The 16,588-nt window shown below is 65.0% G+C and carries 11 protein-coding genes, 1 tRNA gene and 1 pseudogene; 8 read left to right on the top strand and 5 right to left on the bottom strand.

The window, feature by feature from the left end; all coding sequences use genetic code 11:
* The 4 genes from clpX to YUU_RS0141015 form a co-directional block, all read left to right on the top strand.
* Positions 1 to 843, top strand: an 843-nt coding sequence (gene clpX, locus YUU_RS0141030; protein ID WP_027527446.1) for an ATP-dependent Clp protease ATP-binding subunit ClpX, incomplete at its 5' end; no start/stop codon positions are given.
* Between the two features lie 320 nt (positions 844 to 1,163).
* On the top strand, positions 1,164 to 3,587 hold the full coding sequence (lon, locus tag YUU_RS0141025; protein WP_027527445.1) for an endopeptidase La: 2,424 nt from the start codon (positions 1,164 to 1,166) through the stop codon (positions 3,585 to 3,587).
* A gap of 59 nt (positions 3,588 to 3,646) precedes the next feature.
* Positions 3,647 to 4,051, top strand: coding sequence for a GFA family protein (locus YUU_RS0141020; RefSeq protein ID WP_027527444.1), 405 nt, complete (start codon positions 3,647 to 3,649; stop codon positions 4,049 to 4,051).
* Between the two features lie 63 nt (positions 4,052 to 4,114).
* Positions 4,115 to 4,191: transfer RNA gene (locus tag YUU_RS0141015), tRNA-Val, on the top strand.
* A 120-nt stretch (positions 4,192 to 4,311) separates the two neighbouring features.
* On the opposite strand, the gene YUU_RS0141010 is transcribed toward YUU_RS0141015, so the two are convergent.
* Positions 4,312 to 6,174: a caspase family protein gene (locus YUU_RS0141010; RefSeq protein ID WP_027527443.1), complete on the bottom strand. Its 1,863-nt coding sequence runs from the start codon at positions 6,172 to 6,174 to the stop codon at positions 4,312 to 4,314.
* A gap of 417 nt (positions 6,175 to 6,591) precedes the next feature.
* On the opposite strand from YUU_RS0141010, the gene YUU_RS59490 reads away from it, so the two are divergent.
* The 4 genes and pseudogenes from YUU_RS59490 to YUU_RS0140990 all read left to right on the top strand — a co-directional run bounded on the left by YUU_RS59490 (position 6,592) and on the right by YUU_RS0140990 (position 9,985).
* Positions 6,592 to 6,783 carry a hypothetical protein gene (locus YUU_RS59490; RefSeq protein WP_156944805.1) on the top strand — a complete coding sequence of 64 codons (192 nt, stop codon included), beginning with the start codon at positions 6,592 to 6,594 and terminating at the stop codon, positions 6,781 to 6,783.
* A 290-nt stretch (positions 6,784 to 7,073) separates the two neighbouring features.
* The gene (locus YUU_RS53620; RefSeq protein ID WP_051390169.1) at positions 7,074 to 7,571 is read left to right on the top strand and encodes a hypothetical protein; all 498 of its coding nucleotides are present in this window, start codon (positions 7,074 to 7,076) and stop codon (positions 7,569 to 7,571) included.
* Positions 7,572 to 7,684: 113 nt separating this feature from the next.
* A pseudogene (locus tag YUU_RS53615) lies at positions 7,685 to 9,016 on the top strand (cytochrome P450); the annotation flags it as partial.
* A gap of 108 nt (positions 9,017 to 9,124) precedes the next feature.
* On the top strand, positions 9,125 to 9,985 hold the full coding sequence (locus YUU_RS0140990) for a class I SAM-dependent methyltransferase (protein ID WP_027527447.1): 861 nt from the start codon (positions 9,125 to 9,127) through the stop codon (positions 9,983 to 9,985).
* Between the two features lie 142 nt (positions 9,986 to 10,127).
* Here YUU_RS0140990 and YUU_RS0140985 read toward each other — a convergent pair whose 3' ends face one another.
* From YUU_RS0140985 to ihpA, 4 genes are read right to left on the bottom strand one after another with little or no spacing between them, the layout of a single operon-like run.
* Positions 10,128 to 11,114, bottom strand: coding sequence for a cation diffusion facilitator family transporter (locus YUU_RS0140985; RefSeq protein WP_027527441.1), 987 nt, complete (start codon positions 11,112 to 11,114; stop codon positions 10,128 to 10,130).
* 2 nt (positions 11,115 to 11,116) lie between these two features.
* Positions 11,117 to 14,335, bottom strand: coding sequence for an efflux RND transporter permease subunit (locus tag YUU_RS0140980; RefSeq protein ID WP_027527440.1), 3,219 nt, complete (start codon positions 14,333 to 14,335; stop codon positions 11,117 to 11,119).
* Positions 14,328 to 15,299 carry a divalent metal ion exporter adaptor subunit IhpB gene (ihpB, locus tag YUU_RS0140975; protein ID WP_027527439.1) on the bottom strand — a complete coding sequence of 324 codons (972 nt, stop codon included), beginning with the start codon at positions 15,297 to 15,299 and terminating at the stop codon, positions 14,328 to 14,330. The genes YUU_RS0140980 and ihpB overlap by 8 nt, the downstream gene beginning before the upstream one ends.
* On the bottom strand, positions 15,296 to 16,570 hold the full coding sequence (ihpA, locus tag YUU_RS0140970) for a divalent metal ion exporter subunit IhpA (protein WP_027527438.1): 1,275 nt from the start codon (positions 16,568 to 16,570) through the stop codon (positions 15,296 to 15,298). Before ihpA ends, ihpB begins: the two co-directional genes overlap by 4 nt.
* Positions 16,571 to 16,588 lie beyond the last annotated feature (18 nt).

The following is a 16,588-nucleotide window of genomic DNA, read 5'->3' as shown; positions in this document are numbered from 1 at the left end:
GCGACGACGCTGACCGAAGCCGGCTACGTCGGTGAGGACGTCGAGAACATCATCCTGAAGCTGCTCCAGGCCGCCGACTACAATGTCGAGCGCGCGCAGCGCGGCATCGTCTACATCGACGAGATCGACAAGATCAGCCGCAAGTCCGACAANCCCTCGATCACCCGCGACGTGTCGGGCGAGGGCGTGCAGCAGGCNCTGCTGAAGATCATGGAAGGCACGGTGGCTTCGGTCCCGCCGCAGGGCGGCCGCAAGCATCCGCAGCAGGAGTTNCTGCAGGTGGACACCACCAACATCCTGTTCATCTGCGGCGGCGCCTTCTCGGGCCTCGAGAAGATCATCTCGGCGCGCGGCCGGTCGACCTCGATCGGCTTCGGTGCCTCGGTGATGGCACCGGAAGACCGCCGCACCGGCGAGATCTTCCGCCACGTCGAGCCCGAGGATCTCCTGAAGTACGGCCTCATCCCCGAGTTCGTCGGCCGTCTGCCGGTCGTTGCGACGCTCGAGGACCTCGACGAGACCTCGCTAAAGAAGATCCTGACCGATCCGAAGAATGCACTGGTCAAACAGTACCAGCGCCTGTTCGAGATGGAGAACATCGAGCTGACCTTCGCCGACGAGGCGCTTGGCGCGGTTGCCCGCAAGGCGATCGAGCGCAAGACCGGCGCGCGCGGACTGCGCTCGATCCTCGAGGCAATCCTGCTCGAGACCATGTTCGATTTGCCGGGCCTGGAAGGTGTGGAAGAGGTCGTGATCTCCCGCGAGGTCGTGGAAGGCACGGCGCGCCCGCTCTACATCTACGCCGATCGCTCCGATCGCGCGGTTGAGAATGCCAGCGCCTGAACGGCGCTGGTCTGAGCCTTCGAACCTCTCGAATTGACGGCTGCGGAACATGTATCCGCAGCCGGTGTTGCGTCGCTCGTCCCGCGTGCGTAGGCGCCGAATGGCGCGCATTTTTCAATGGCTTGACACCCCCCGGGTCGATAGCCACCTTAGTGTCAACGGCGAGCAGGAATTCTCTTCAAGATTCGCCTCACTTCGATCTGGCAAGGCCGGTCCAAGCTTAAGGGCCTACTGGTTTTGCGGATCACCTCGGCACCTTGTGGCGGTTGCGCTAGCTACAGCGGGCTGCGTGCAAGGGGGCAAAGCAAAAGGAAAAGGCCATGACCAGTCCCAAACCCCGGCCAACCATCGTTCACGGCGAGGCGCACGCTTATCCCGTGCTTCCGCTGCGCGATATCGTCGTCTTCCCGCACATGATCGTGCCGCTCTTCGTTGGTCGCGAGAAATCGATCCGCGCGCTCGAAGAGGTGATGAAGAACGACGCGCTGATCATGCTCGCGACGCAGAAGAACGCGTCCGACGATGATCCGGCGCCCGATGCGATTTACGAGACCGGTACGCTCGCCAGCGTGTTGCAGCTCCTGAAGCTTCCCGACGGCACCGTGAAGGTGCTGGTCGAAGGGCTCGAGCGCGCGCGCGTGGAGAAGTATACCGATCGCGCCGACTATTATGAAGCAACCGCCGTTGCGCTCGCCGACACCGATGCGAAATCGGTCGAGGCCGAAGCGCTGGCGCGCTCGGTCGTGTCCGACTTCGAGAGCTATGTGAAGCTCAACAAGAAGATCTCGGCCGAGGTCGTCGGCGTCGTGCAGGCGATCACCGATTTCGCCAAGCTCGCCGACACCGTTGCCTCGCATCTCGCGGTCAAGATCGCGGATCGCCAAGGAATCCTGGAGACGCTGTCCGTTACCTCGCGCCTGGAGAAGGTGCTGGGGCTGATGGAGAGCGAGATCTCGGTGCTGCAGGTCGAGAAGCGCATCCGCTCGCGCGTCAAGCGCCAAATGGAGAAGACCCAGCGCGAGTACTATCTCAACGAGCAGATGAAGGCGATTCAGAAGGAGCTCGGCGACGACGATGGTCGCGATGAGCTCGCTGATCTCGAAGAGAAGATCTCCAAGACCAAGCTGTCGAAGGAAGCGCGCGAGAAGGCGCAGCACGAGCTGAAGAAGCTGCGCCAGATGTCGCCGATGTCCGCGGAAGCGACGGTGGTGCGAAACTATCTGGATTGGCTGCTGTCGATCCCGTGGAACAAGAAGTCCAAGGTCAAGAAGGACCTGGAGGCCGCGCAAGCCGTTCTGGATGCCGATCACTACGGGCTCGAGAAGGTCAAGGACCGCATCGTCGAGTATCTTGCGGTGCAGTCGCGCGCCAATAAGCTCACGGGTCCGATCCTGTGCCTGGTCGGGCCTCCCGGCGTCGGCAAGACCTCGCTCGGCAAGTCGATCGCCAAGGCGACGGGGCGCGAATTCGTGCGCGTCTCGCTCGGCGGCGTGCGCGACGAGGCCGAGATCCGCGGTCATCGCCGCACCTATATCGGCTCGATGCCCGGCAAGATCATCCAGTCGATGCGCAAGGCGAAGTCGTCCAACCCGCTGTTTCTCTTGGACGAGATCGACAAGATGGGCGCCGATTTCCGCGGCGATCCGTCCTCGGCGCTGCTCGAGGTCCTGGACCCCGAGCAGAACGCGACCTTCAACGACCACTATCTCGAGGTCGACTACGATCTCTCCAACGTGATGTTCATCACGACCGCGAATACGCTCAATATTCCGGGGCCGCTGATGGACCGCATGGAGATCATCCGGATCGCGGGCTACACCGAGAACGAGAAGGTCGAGATTGCGCGCAAGCACCTGATCCCGAACGCGATCGCCAAGCATGGCCTCGATTCCAAGGAATGGTCGATCGACGACGACGCCTTGTTGCTGATGATCCGCCGCTATACCCGCGAAGCGGGCGTGCGTAATCTTGAGCGTGAGCTGTCGACACTCGCCCGCAAGGCGGTGAAGGAGCTGATGATCTCCAAGAAGAAGTCGGTCAAGGTCACCGAGAAGACTCTGGAAGAGTTCCTCGGCGTGCCGAAGTATCGCTTCGGCGAGATCGAGAGCGAGCCGCAGGTCGGCATCGTCACCGGCCTTGCCTGGACGGACGTCGGCGGCGAGCTCTTGACGATCGAAGGCGTCATGATGCCCGGCAAGGGCAAGATGACGGTCACGGGCAATCTGCGCGACGTGATGAAGGAGTCGATCTCGGCGGCGGCGTCCTATGTCCGCTCGCGGGCGATCAACTACGGCATCGAGCCGCCGCAGTTCGACCGGCGCGACATCCACGTGCACGTGCCGGAGGGCGCTACGCCCAAGGACGGCCCGTCCGCGGGCGTGGCGATGGCCACCGCGATCATTTCGGTCATGACCGGCATCCCGGTCCGCCACGATGTCGCGATGACCGGCGAGATCACGCTGCGCGGCCGCGTGCTGCCGATCGGCGGTCTGAAGGAGAAGCTCCTGGCTGCCGCCCGCGGCGGCATCAAGACGGTGCTGATCCCCGAGGACAACGCCAAGGATCTCACGGAAATTTCCGATGCGATCAAGGGCGGCATGGATATCGTCCCGGTCTCGAGGCTCGACGACGTCGTCGCCCGCGCGCTGGTGAAGAAGCCGGTGCCGATCGTCTGGGAAGAGGACACCAAGGTGACGGTGAAGCCGGACGGCGACGAAGCCGCCGGCGGCCTGACCGCTCACTGAGACCGCCAAAGATGTTAAAACGGCGCCTTCGGGCGCCGTTTTTGTTTCGGGAGCGCGGCATGCAGATCGACGGACAATGCCATTGCGGACGAGTCAGCTACGCGGCGGAGATCGATCCGGAGGCCGTCTCGGTGTGCCACTGCACCGATTGCCAGACGCTGACCGGGTCTCCCTTTCGGGTGACCGCGATCTGCTCCGGGCAAACCATCCGGCTGACCGGCGGAAAGCCCAGGGTCTATGGCAAGCGCGGCGACAACGGCCGGATGCGCTTCCAGCATTTCTGCGGCGACTGCGGCTCCCCGCTGTTCACCAGCGGCGAGGGCACGGAAGCCGACGATTGGGGCATCCGCTGGGGTAGCATCCGCCAGCGCGAGGCCTTGCGGCCCAGCCGCCAGATCTGGTGCCAATCGGCGGCGGTGTGGATCGACGCCGTGCCGGGGCTGCCGGGACGGCCGAGGGATTGATTGATATGCGTTGACGTTCGGCCCTTGCCCCTCCGGGGGGCCTGGGGCTAAAGAGGCGGCGAGGGGCGGTTAGCTCAGCTGGTTAGAGCATCTCGTTTACACCGAGAGGGTCCGCGGTTCGAATCCGTGACCGCCCACCAGCCTTCGCTCGCGCAGCGAGGCAGGCTGCCACGCCGAAGCCCAGCGGACGAGGAGGGCGGGCTTGTCGAGGCGAGCTACGGTGCCTGATCCGCAGAGGGGTCGCTCGTCTCTGCCGCCGCTCAGTTACACACTTCAATTTCCGGGACAGCCATGCCCCCATGTCCATACCTCGGGCCGCTAGAAAGCCGACAGCCAGACTTTACCGGCCGACAGCCCGCATTGTTACAAATCATTTGACCGGATGCAGACGGCTTCGCAGGTGCAGCTTCGATCTGTTTTCGCTCCGCGTCTCGCTTGTTGGCATCCTCGCGGGTTGCAACCGGCTTCTTGTCCTGAACCTTCTCGCATTCGTTGTCGTCGTTGATGCGATAACCGGCGCGGCACGTGATCTTCACGCAAGCGTCGCCGTCGGCCTTGAAGCCGTGGTCGCAGACCAGAGGGCAGACCCGTCCCTGCTTGGCCTTGATTGCGTCCAGTGCATCCAAGCTCGCAAGCTTTGCGTCGAACTTCGTTCCCGCATATTTGTTGAACAGCGTCAGCGAGCGTTGCGATGACGTATTCCAGTCGCCGTCCGCCGGCAACGCCAGACAGCCGACGCGGCGCAGTTCGGACTGCACCAGCTTCGCAGCCTCTTGCGGAGACAGGCTCGGCTGCGATGAGGTTGGTGCGACAGCCGCGACCTTCTGCGCGGTGTCGGCGATCTGCTGTTTCTCGGCAGCCTGCTTTTCGGCAGCCTGCTTGGCGGCCAGCTCGGCAGCGGCCTTGTCGCTCGCGAGCTTCTCGGCAAGTGCCTTCTCGGCCGCTTGCTTGTCGGCCAGCACCTTCGCCGCGGCGGCCTCGGCCTCCCTCCGGCGTTGCTCGGCTGCGGCCGCCTTGGCCGCCTCGGCCTGCTTGGCTTTCTCGGCGGCAAGCCGGGCGTCCTCGGCAGCCTTGGCGGCGGCCGCCTTCTCCTGCTCGGCCTTGTTGGCGCGCTCAGCGGCGAGCCGCGCCTTTGCCTCCTCAGCCTGGCGCGCCTTCTCGGCGGCAGCCGTGCGCGCCTCTTCGGCGGCGACGTTCTTCAATTGCGCGCGGGCGAGGCCCGCATAGAACCCGTCCGGATAAGCCTGCAAAAATGCTTCCCATGCGTCCCGGTTTCCCGCCTGGAGCGCCAGCTCATAGTCGCGGCGCACGCTGTCCTGGGGATTGGCTTGCGGGCCCGGCGCTGCTGCCGGCCTGGCCGGCACCAGCGGCACGTCGTCACCGCCCAGCGAGCCGTAGACATACGGCTCCTGCTTGTAGCCGGTGTTCTTGAGGACGTCGTCGCGCACGAAGCCGAAGGCCTTGCGTAGGTCGAGACCGGGCGTGGGGAGACGATCAACAAGGGCCGCCGCAAACGGGCTGTTTTTGGAATCACCGTCCGAGGCCGTCGAGCCGGCCTTCGCGGCGAAGGCGATCATGGTGTTCGGGCTGGTCGGCTCGACCTTGGCGAGCCCGCGTCCAATGGCGCGCGCGGCCACCGTGCGCTTCATGGTCTTGGCAAAGGGATTGTCGCGGCAGGCGTCCAATATGACGAGGCGAAGCTGCTTGGCGGGCTCCACCGCGAAGAGCGCTCGATCGAGCGCGACCGTCTCATCGAGCACGTCGCCGTCGGTTTCCAGCATCGCGTCGGTTGGGATCAAGTAGTTGGCCCCGTCCAATTCGATGCCGTGCCCCGCATAATAGATGACGGCGACCTCCGCATCGCGCGTTCTGCCAGCGAACTCGCGCAGCGCCCGGCGCATGTCCGCCGCGCTCACGTCAAGCCTGACATCGACCGCGTCGAACCCGGCCTTCTTGAACATACCGCCGACCAGGGTGGCATCGTTCACCGGATTGGTCAGCTTGGGTACGCTCTTGTAGGCGGAATTGCCGATCACCAGGGCGACGCGCTTTTCCGCGTGCGCCGATCCGCAGCCGAGACAGATTGCAACCAACCAAAATACAAAAATCCGAAACGCGCCCATTGCAGCCCCAAATCGCAATGCGAACAGAGTAGTCGGAGCATGGCATTGGCGCAAAGTCCCAATTGTGATCGACATCACATAAATCGGTGCGCTGGACGGCCAATATCCACATCAGGGTAAAAGGAGGAGTTTGCCAATGTTGGCGCTGCTAGAGCTGGTTTATCGGCGATATTGTCGCCGGGCTCGCTTGCTCGGGGCCTCTCGAATCTGGCGTGTTCACCTCTAGCGTGCGGGTTCATCTACGCCATTTCCTAAAACCCCCGCATGGCGGCAAACGCGCTTTGGCTCATAGCCCAGCGCGCCGGACGCCCAGAAAGGGCCCCCGACCGGTCCAAAATTGCCTTCGTTCGGTCATCTTTTCGATCTCCGCCCGAACCACCGTTCCAGCTCCCGTCATTAGCGTGGAGTATCGCCGTGATGAGTGATCTTCGCATCAAGCTGGAAAGGTACGAGTCCAAAGCCGCTCACTGCATGAAAGCAGCCCAAGAAGCGAGCGACCAGGCCGGAAAGGCTTTTTATGAGGAGCTTGCTCGCTACTATGACGAGCTGGCGGCGGACTTTCGCCGCGTTCTTGCGAAGCGAACAGGAGCCTCGCTGGCAGCCGAATGATCCAGGCTGGCGCGGGTCGGTGGTTCGGTCCTCTCACCGCTTATCACCGTCGGACGGCGTACCGCGCGCGTGACATTCATGAAGCTGCTCGCCGAGGTGATCGAAGAGGCTGCCGCTTGGCGGCCTCTTGTCATTTCGGCACCCGGGCTTTCCGACCAAGTTGCCAGAGATACTCCATCGGCCAAGCGGACATCACCCGCAGGCATAGTAAACCGTTCGTTAACTCGGGGCTGCTATCGTGCGTCTCGTTGTTCGGGCGGTGACCGCCCGACCGGCCGGGAGTAGCCATCATGCCCGTCGAGATGCTGACTTATGCCGAGCTAGGCGAGCGACTCAGGATATCGCCTGAGGCAGCCAGATCGCTGGTGAAGCGACACCGGTTTCCCCGGTCTCGCTCGAATGATGGAAAGACCCTGGTTCACGTCGATCTCACCGAAATCAGCCATTCGCCCATCACACGCACCTCCCAAGCTCCGGCCGGTCACCAGGTGGTCACCGCCCTCAAGGAGCACATTGCCACGTTGCAGGCCGATCTCCTGGAGATGAAGGCTATTGCCGGCAGCCATCGGTCCGACTTCGAGAGAGAGTGCAACCGCACGAACAAGCTGCTGGCCGAATTGCTCAAAGCCAACGTCGAAACTGTGGCAGCGCGCGAGAAGGCCGCGCATCTGGAGGGGAGGCTCTCGACGGTGAAGCAACCTTGGAGGCGACGGCTGGCCGAGGCGTTCACCCACATCCCTCTGGAAGCCATTCGCTGGAATATCGGTCGCACCGCTCGATCCAACTGACTGGGTAGTCGGGTACTCGGCCGCGGGCTTCCCACGTTGCCGCTGGACGCCGCCAGGAACTCCGGCGAGGCTGAGACTTTACTGCATATTGTTCCCGACTTTTTGCCAGTTCGATGCCTGTTTCCGTTTTGGGAGTTTCGGAGAGTTATTGCCCGCCGGCGCCCTGTCCGCCGGAAGAGCGGCTGCGGTTGTTTCCGCTGCTCGCGGCGCTCAAACGAAATCCGCTGGAATGCTGGAGTGCAGAATTCTTTCGCGAGCCGATCGCGAAGGTCAGGCTGCCCTTTACCGACGCCGTCCTCGTGCATGACCCGGCAGCCATCAAGCATGTGCTGGTCGACAATGCCGGCAACTACCGCAAGGACCCGATCCAGCGCCGCATTCTCGCCAGCGGTCTTGCCGATGGGCTGTTGAGCGTCGAGGGCCAGCGTTGGGAGATGCAACGGCGAGCGCTGGCGCCGCTGTTTGCGCGGCGCACGGTCACGTCCTTCACCTCCGCGATGCTGGCGGCGGCCGACCAGCTGGCGGAGAGATGGCGCACCCTGGGGCCGCGGACAACCGTCGACGTCGCGGCAGAGATGACGCTGATCACGCTGAACGTGCTCGCCTTGACCATCTTCTCGGACGGCATTGGTGGCGACTACGACGAATTCCGAGCTGCGATGAGCGCCTACTTTACGGTGATCGGCCGGATTGGCGCCTTCGATCTGCTCGGCCTGCCGCAATCCGTGCCGCGGCCCGGGCGCGGCCGTCTGCGTCGGACGATGGCCTATTTCGAAGGGATCATCGACCAGATCATCGCAACGCGGCAATTGCGGCTTGCCGGCCTCTCTGCGGGCGAGGCGCCTTCCGATCTCCTGACGCTGCTGCTCCGCGCGCTCGATCCTGCGACCGGGCGCGCGATGTCGCTCGCCGAGGTCAGATCGAACATCCTGGCCTTCCTGTCGGCGGGACATGAAACGACGGCCAACACGCTGGCCTGGTCGATGTTCCTCTTGTCACAAGCGCCGCATTGGCGTGCGCGTGTCCGCGAGGAGGCGGGGCGCGAACTGGCCGGGCCGGTCGAGGGGCTTGCGGAACGGCTGGTCGTGACCCGTGCCGTGGTCGAGGAGGCGCTGCGGCTCTACCCGCCCATCGCGGCGCTGAGCCGGATGGCCGAGGGGGCGGATACGCTCGGAGGCCTCAAGATCAAGCCGCGCTCCCTGATCGTGATCGCGCCTTACGTGCTGCATCGGCACCAGCTGTTGTGGCGGCAGCCCGACGCGTTCGATCCGTCGCGCTTCCTGACCGAGGCACGCGCGGCGATCCCGCGCTTTGCTTATCTGCCGTTCGGCAACGGGCCGCGCATCTGCATCGGGGCATCCTTCGCGCTCCAGGAGGCGACGATCGTGCTCGCGGCACTGGTGCATCGCTTCGACATGGAGCTGTTGCCGGACGCCAAAGTTTGGCCGTCGCAGAAAATTACGCTACGTCCTGCACACGGGCTGCCCATGCGTGTGACTGCGCGCAATTGCGAGGCGGAGGGCAGCTTGCCAATGGGAGACATAGAGGCCGTGATGGAATTGCCAAGCGGACACGCAGAGAACGCCGACCAGATCGCCTATTGGAACGGACCGGGCGGGCAGCGCTGGGCGGATCGCCATGCGGTGCAGGAGACGCTGCTCGGGCCGATTGCGGACATCCTGATCGACCGGGCGAAGCCGAAGCTGGGTGAACGCGTGCTGGATATCGGTTGCGGCTCCGGTGCGACCACCGTCGCATTTGCGAAGGCGGTGGCGCCGAATGGCTTTGCGCTCGGGCTCGACGTGTCCGAGCCGATGCTGTCGCAGGCGCAGGCGCTTTCGCCAAAGAACCTGCCGCTCGATTTCGTGCTGGCGGATGCAACAGTCTATCCGTTCGAGCCGGCGAGCTTCGATCTGCTCGCATCGCGCTTCGGCGTGATGTTCTTTGCCGACCCAATTGTCTCGTTCATCAACCTGCGCCGCGCGCTGAAACCTTCGGGGCGGCTCGCCTTCATCTGCTGGCGCGAGCCGCGCGAAAATCCCTGGATGATGACGCCGCTGATGGCGGTCTACAAACACGTGCCCAAGATGCCGCCGGTCGGTCCGGAGGACCCCGGTCCGTTCGCCTTTGCCTCGGAAGAGCGCGTGATGCGCATCCTGAAGGGCGCCGGCTTCGCGGACGTCGCCATGGAGCCGCATAACCTTGCGATGGACATCGCGATCGGTGGCGGGCTGGACGCGGCCGTCGACGGCTCTCTTCAAATCGGCCCCGCCAGCCGCGCGCTGCAAGGCCATCCGCCGGAGACCGTTGAGGCCGCCAAGGGCTCGATCCGCGAAGCGCTGGCGCCATTCGTCGAGGGGCAGTCGGTGGCGCTACCGGGCGCGATCTGGATCGTGACGGCGAAGGCGGCGTAGCAACACGGCTTGTCCGTATTCGTCATTGCGAGCGTAGAGAAGCAATCCAGAATCTTTCCGCGGACACGGTCTGGATTGCTTCGCTGCGCTCGCAATGACGGTGGGGATGCGGGTGTGCCCGTTGCCTCCAGACGACGCGCCGTCACACCACGTTGTCGGGCGCCAGCGCGCAGCCGTTGTCCTGGCCGGTCTCGATCTGGATCGTCGTATGGCCGATCCGGTGCGAGGTTTTCAGGAGCTGCGCGGTCTCCATCAGGAAGGCGTCGCCGGGGTGACCGCCCAGCATGACGAGGTGGCAGGTCAGCGCCGTCTCGGTGGTAGAGATCGGCCAGACGTGCAGGTCGTGAATATCGGAGACGCCGGGCCGCTGCATCAGCAAGGCTTTGATGGCGTCGAGGTCGGTGCCCCGCGGCGCGGCGGCCATCGACATGTCGATCGAGCTGCGCAAGAGGCCGGTCGTGCTCCAGAGGATGACGGCGCAGATCAAAAGGCTCGCCAGCGGATCGAGCCAGAGCCAGCCCGTCCACATGATCAGCGCCGCCGAGATGACCACGCCGAGCGAGACCGCCGCGTCTCCCGCCATGTGCAGGAACGCGCCCTGGATGTTGATGTCGTCCTTGCGGCCACTCGCGAACAGCATCGCGGTCGCGCCGTTGATGAGGATGCCGATGCCGGCGACGATCATCACCGTGACGCCGGCGACCGGCTCAGGCTCGCGCAGGCGCAGGATCGCCTCCCAGCCGATCGCGCCGGTCGCGACCAGGAGGAAGACGGCGTTCGCGAGGGCCGCAAGGATGGTCGAGGCGCGAAAGCCGTAGGTGAAGCGGCCCGTGGGCGCGCGCCTGGCCGCAACCGATGCACCCCAGGCCATGACGAGGCCGAGCACGTCGCTGAGATTATGGCTGGCGTCGGCGAGCAGGGCGGTGGAATTGGCGACGTAGCCGTAGACGCCTTGCGCGATGACGAGCGCGGTGTTCAGCGAGATGCCGATCGCAAACGCCCTGCCAAAACTTGCGGGCGCGTGGACATGCGCACCGTGGCCAAGGCCGTGGCTATGACCGTGGTCGTGCCCGGCATGGTCGTGGTGGTCATGGTGATGATGGCCGGCATGGTGGTCGTGCTTGTCCACGTCTACCGCTCCCCGGAATCGGCGTGCGCCAAATCAGAACCCATTTTAGGCGTTTCGCGGACGCCGTCACGACGGAACAGCACGTAGAGCGCCGGCAGGACCAGGAGCGTCAGCACGGTCGAGGAGATGATGCCGCCGATCACGACGGTCGCGAGCGGCCGCTGCACCTCGGCGCCGGCGCCGGTCGCAAGCGCCATAGGCACGAAGCCAAGCGAGGCGACCAGCGCGGTCATCAGCACCGGGCGCAGACGTGTCAGGGCGCCTTCGCGGACGGCCAAGACGAGAGGCTTGCCCTCGCTCCGCAGCCGCTCGATGAACGCGATGATGACGAGGCCGTTGAGCACGGCGACGCCGGACAGTGCAATGAAGCCGACGCCGGCGCTGATCGACAGCGGGATGCCGCGCATCAGCAGCGCCGCGATACCGCCCGTGAGCGCCAGCGGCACGCCGCTGAAGACCAGCAGCGCATCCGCCGCCGACCCCATGCTCATGAACAGCAGGAGGAACACCAGCAGCAGCGCCACCGGCACGACGATGGTCAGCCGCTTGGTCGCCGAGACAAGCTGCTCGAACTGGCCGCCCCAGCCGATCCAGTAGCCGGGCGGCAGCTTGACCTTCTGCGCAACAGCATCCTGCGCCTCGGTGACGAACGAGCCCAGATCGCGCTCGCGGACGTTGGCCGCGACCACGACGCGGCGCTTGCCGTTCTCACGACTGATCTGGTTGGGACCCGGCGCAATCTCTACGGCGGCCACCGAGGAGAGCGGTACGTAGCGTAGCGGCGCGCCGGTTGTGCCCGCCCATGCCGTCCTGGTCAGTGCCGCACCCTCCGGTCCGGGCGGCAGGGAAATGGGAATGGCCTTGATCGCATCAAGGTTGGCACGCAGGTTTTCCGGCAGGCGAACGACGATATCGAAACGGCGATCGCCCTCGTAGAGCTTGCCGGCAGGCTTCCCGCCGACCGCGATCTCGACGACGCTCTGCACGTCGCCGACGCTGAGGCCATAACGCGACAAGGCTTGACGGTCGAGCTTGACGGTGAGTATCGGCAGGCCCGCGACCTGCTCGGTCTTCAGATCGGCTACGCCATTGATACCGCGCAGGACGGACTGCACCTGCTGCGCAATTCCAAGCAGGATGTCGAGATCGTCGCCGAATATCTTGACGCCGACGTCGCTGCGTACGCCCGCGATGAGCTCGTTGAAGCGCATCTGGATCGGCTGCGTCATGCCGTAGCTCGAGCCCGGCAGCGTGTTGGCGACGCGATCGAGCTCCTCGACGACATCAGCCTTGGACTTGCCGGGGTCCGGCCATTGCTCCCTGGGCTTCAGCATGACGTAGGTATCGGCAGCGTTGGGCGGCATGGGATCGTTGGCGACCTCCGCGGTGCCGAGCTTGGAGAACACGGTGGCGACCTCGGGGACCTCTTTGAGCGCGCGCTCGAGCCGGAGCTGCATCTCCACGCTCTGCGTCAGGCTGGTGCCGGGGATCCGAAGCGTCTCGATCGTCACGTCTCCCTCATCAAGGCTGGGAATGAATTCGCCGCCCATCCGGGTTGCCGCAGCCAGGCTGCCGGCAACGACGAAGAAGCAGGCGAGGGCTACGCCGACACGGTGACGGATGACCCGGTCGAGAAGCGGAACGTAGATCCGCTTCGCCGCTCGCATGAAGATATTTTCTTTCTCCGAGACCTTGCCGCGGACCAGGATCGCGATCGCGGCAGGAACGAAGGTGACCGACAGCAGGGCCGCGCCGGCCAGCGCCATCAGCACCGTGAGCGCCATCGGCGTGAACATCTTGCCCTCGGTGCCGGTCAGCGTCAGGACCGGGAGATAGACCACGGCGATGATGAGCGTGCCGAACAGGCTCGGCTGGATCACCTCGCTGGCGCCCGCCCGGATCGTCTCGGTCCGCTCCGTGAGCGACAGCAGACGACCGCGCGTGTGTTGTTCCTGCGCAAGCAGGCGGAGGCAGTTTTCGACGATGATGACGGCACCGTCGACAATGATGCCGAAATCGATTGCACCCAGACTCATCAGATTGGCGCTGACTTTGGCTCCGACCATGCCGGTGATCGTCAGCAGCATCGAGAGCGGAATGACGCAGGCGGTGATCAGCGCCGCGCGGATGTTGCCGAGAACGAGAAACAGGACGGCAATGACGAGGGCGGCCCCCTCCAGCAGGTTCTTCTGAACGGTCTCGATCGTCGCTTCCACCAGATGCGTACGGTCATAGACCGCCCGCGCGACGACGCCGTCCGGCAGCGACTTGGCGATCTCGCCAAGCCTGGCCGCGATCCGCTGCGCGACCGAGCGGCTGTTCTCGCCGATCAGCAGCATCGCGGTGCCCAGCACGGTCTCCTTGCCGTCCACGGATGCCGCGCCGGTCCGCAGATCCTTGCCTTCCTGAACGTCGGCGACGTCGCGAACGCGAACCGGCACACCGCCGCGGGAGCCGATCACGATGTCGCGGATCTCCTCGATCGTTGCGACCTGGCCGGGCGCGCGGACCAGATATTGCTCGCCGTTGCGCTCGATGTAGCCGGCGCCGACATTGGCGTTGTTGGCGGCGAGGGCGCTCAGCACATCCCGGAAGCCGAAATTGTAGGCCATCATCCGGCCCGGGTTTGGAAGCACGTGGAATTGCCGTTCATAGCCGCCGATCGAGTTGACCTCGACCACCCCAGGAACGGTGCGGAGCTGCGGCTTGATGATCCAGTCCTGCATGGTCCGGAGTTCGGTAGGCGTGTATTCGCGGCCGCTCGCGGATTTCGCGCCCGGCTCGGCACTGACCGTGTACATGTAGATTTCGCCGAGACCGGTCGATATCGGTCCCATCGCGACCTCGGTCCCGGCGGGCAGTTGATCCTTCACCTGCTGGATGCGCTCGCCCACGAGCTGGCGGGCGAAGTAGACGTCGGTGCCTTCCTGGAACACGACCGAGACCTGGCTCAGGCCATAGCGGGAGATCGAGCGCGTATAGTCGAGCCTTGGCAGGCCTCCCATGACGGTTTCGATCGGAAAGGTAATGCGCTGTTCGGCCTCGAGCGGAGACAGGCCTGGGGCGTTCGTATTGATCTGGACCTGGACGTTGGTGATGTCAGGGACCGCATCGATCGGCAGACGCGTGAAATTCCAAACGCCGAAGATCGCGGCCACGAGCGAGAGGAGAACCACCAGCCAGCGCTGTTGAAGCGAGAAGGCGAGGATGCGTTCAATCATGATCGGCGTCTCCCTTGCCCATCTCCGCCTTCACGACAAAGCTGTTTTCGGCAACGTAGCGCTCGCCGGCCGACAGCCCCGCCTTGATCTCGACGTAGCGCGGATCGGACTCGCCGAGCTCGACCGGGCGGGCCTCGATCTTGTCGCCGTCCTCGCGGACGAAGACGATGGTCCGGTTTTCCAGCGTCTGGATGGCGCTGGCTCGAACCGCCACGGCGACGTTGCGCGCGGCGAGGATCAGCCGCGCGCTGACGAAGAGGCCCGGCCGCAGGCGTCCGTCGGCGTTCTCCAGCACGACGCGCGCCAGCGCGGTCTGGGTCTCGCTGACGCCGACCGGGGCCAGATAGGAGATCGCGCCCCTGATCTCGCCGCGGCCGTCGTCGGGATCGATCAGCACCTCGTCGCCGAGGCGCACGCGCTTGATGTCCTGGCGATAGATCGAGAGGTCGACCCAGATCGTGGAGAGATCGGCGACGACGAAGGCCGGCTTCTGCTCGGAGGCGTATTCGCCGAGCGAGATCTGCCGGTCGATGATCGTGCCGCCGATCGGCGCCTTGAGATCATAGGCCGTCAGGCTCTGGTTGCTTTCGATCGATGCCAGGAGGTCATCCCTGGCGACGGTATCGCCGATCCGCTTGCGGATCGATTTGGCGATGCCGGGGAAGCGCGGCGTCACCTGCACCACGGCCTCCTGGTTGGCGCGCAGCACACCGTTGAAGGAGAGGGTGTCGGTCAGCGTCGCGCTTGCGGCTTCCGCGAGCGCGACGCCCGCGGCGGCGAGCTTGACGTCGGAGATCCTGATGCGGTCGGCGCCATGCTCGTCCTGCTCGACATGCTCGTTCGCCGGCTTCTTCTCGTGCGCCTGCTCCGTCGTCTCGACCCTGGCGGGTGCGAGCATGGCATAGCCATAGGCGCCGAGCGCGGCGGTGATGAGAGCCACGAGGATGGTTGAGGATGTCTTCATCTGGCGCTCTCCCGGGCGAGCGTGAAGGGATTGCCGACGAGACCTTCGATGGTCGCGACCGCGGCGTGGAAATTTTGCTGCGCTTCCTGCTCGCGCAGCCGCGCCTGCGTCATGCTTGCCTGCGCATCGAGCACCTCGAGCAGCGTGAAGCGGCCCTGGCCGTAGCCCTGCGAGATCGCCTCGGCGGCCTCCTGGGCCTTCGGGATCGCGGCCTCGCGCAATATCGCGAGCTCGCGCAGCGATCCTTGCAGCGAGTCGTAGGCGCGGCCGGCAATCACGATCAACGCGTTGCGATTGGCTTCGCGCTCGGCTTTCGTCCTGGCGAGACTTTCCTGCGCCGAGAGGATGTTGCCCTGGTTCTGGTCGAACACGGGGATCGGCACCGAGACGGTGAGGCGTACCGCGTCGTCATTGGTCTCGTTGAAATGACGCCAGCCGGCGGCGATCCGGACGTCCGGATATGGCTTCAACCGCGCCAGCAGCAGCTCGGCATTTCGCTGGGCGTAGACTGCGGTCCAGCGCACAAGTTGCGGGTTGGCGTCGATCGCGGCAACCACCGACTGAAACGAGGGCGGACGGCCCATGGCGTCAAGCCGTCCGGAGACGTCGGCGAATTTCGGCGTGGGATCGCCCATCAGCAGGGCGAGCTCGCGCCGGGCGCTGGCAAGCGTCGCCTTGAAGCGCTCGCGGTCGGCCTTCACCAGCGCGGAGGCGACCTCGGCCCGGCCGGTCTCTGCGGGTGAAGACGCGCCGGCCTCGACACGGCGGCGGAGCAGGGGTGTCAGGCGATCGATCGCGGCGACCTGCTCGTCGAGGATCTGGATGCGGCGCTGGGCGCCGAGCACACTGAGGAAGGCGATCGCCGTCTCCGACAGCACCTCGAGCCTGACAGCCTTGCGCTGGATCGCGGCGACCTCGACACCGGCGCTACCCGCAGCGATGCGTGCCTCGCGCTTGCCGAACAACTCGAACGCCTGGCTGATCTGGAGCGTGGTTTCGGCCGATTTTGTCCCGCGGTAGATGCCGGAGCCGAAGGAATTGTCCTGCTCGTAGGAAAGCTCGGGATTGAGCAGCGCGCCCGCCTGGATGCGCTGGCCGGTGGCGATGCCGACGTCGCGCTCGGCGGCCGTCAGCCGTAGGCTGGCGGCCAGCGCGCGCGTCAGCGCGCTGCGCATGGTTAGGGTCTGGGCCTGCGCGGCCAGCATGAGCGGCCCGCCGATGAGAATCGCCGTCGCGCACGCCAAGCGCGCGGCAGTTCGCCTGCAAAACATGGAATCGACCTGTGAAGG

Origin of the sequence: Bradyrhizobium sp. Ec3.3 (assembly GCF_000472925.1) — a bacterium.
GTDB lineage: Bacteria > Pseudomonadota > Alphaproteobacteria > Rhizobiales > Xanthobacteraceae > Bradyrhizobium.
Note: the sequence above shows the minus strand (reverse complement) of the source record. Positions and strands in the feature narration are given on the sequence as shown.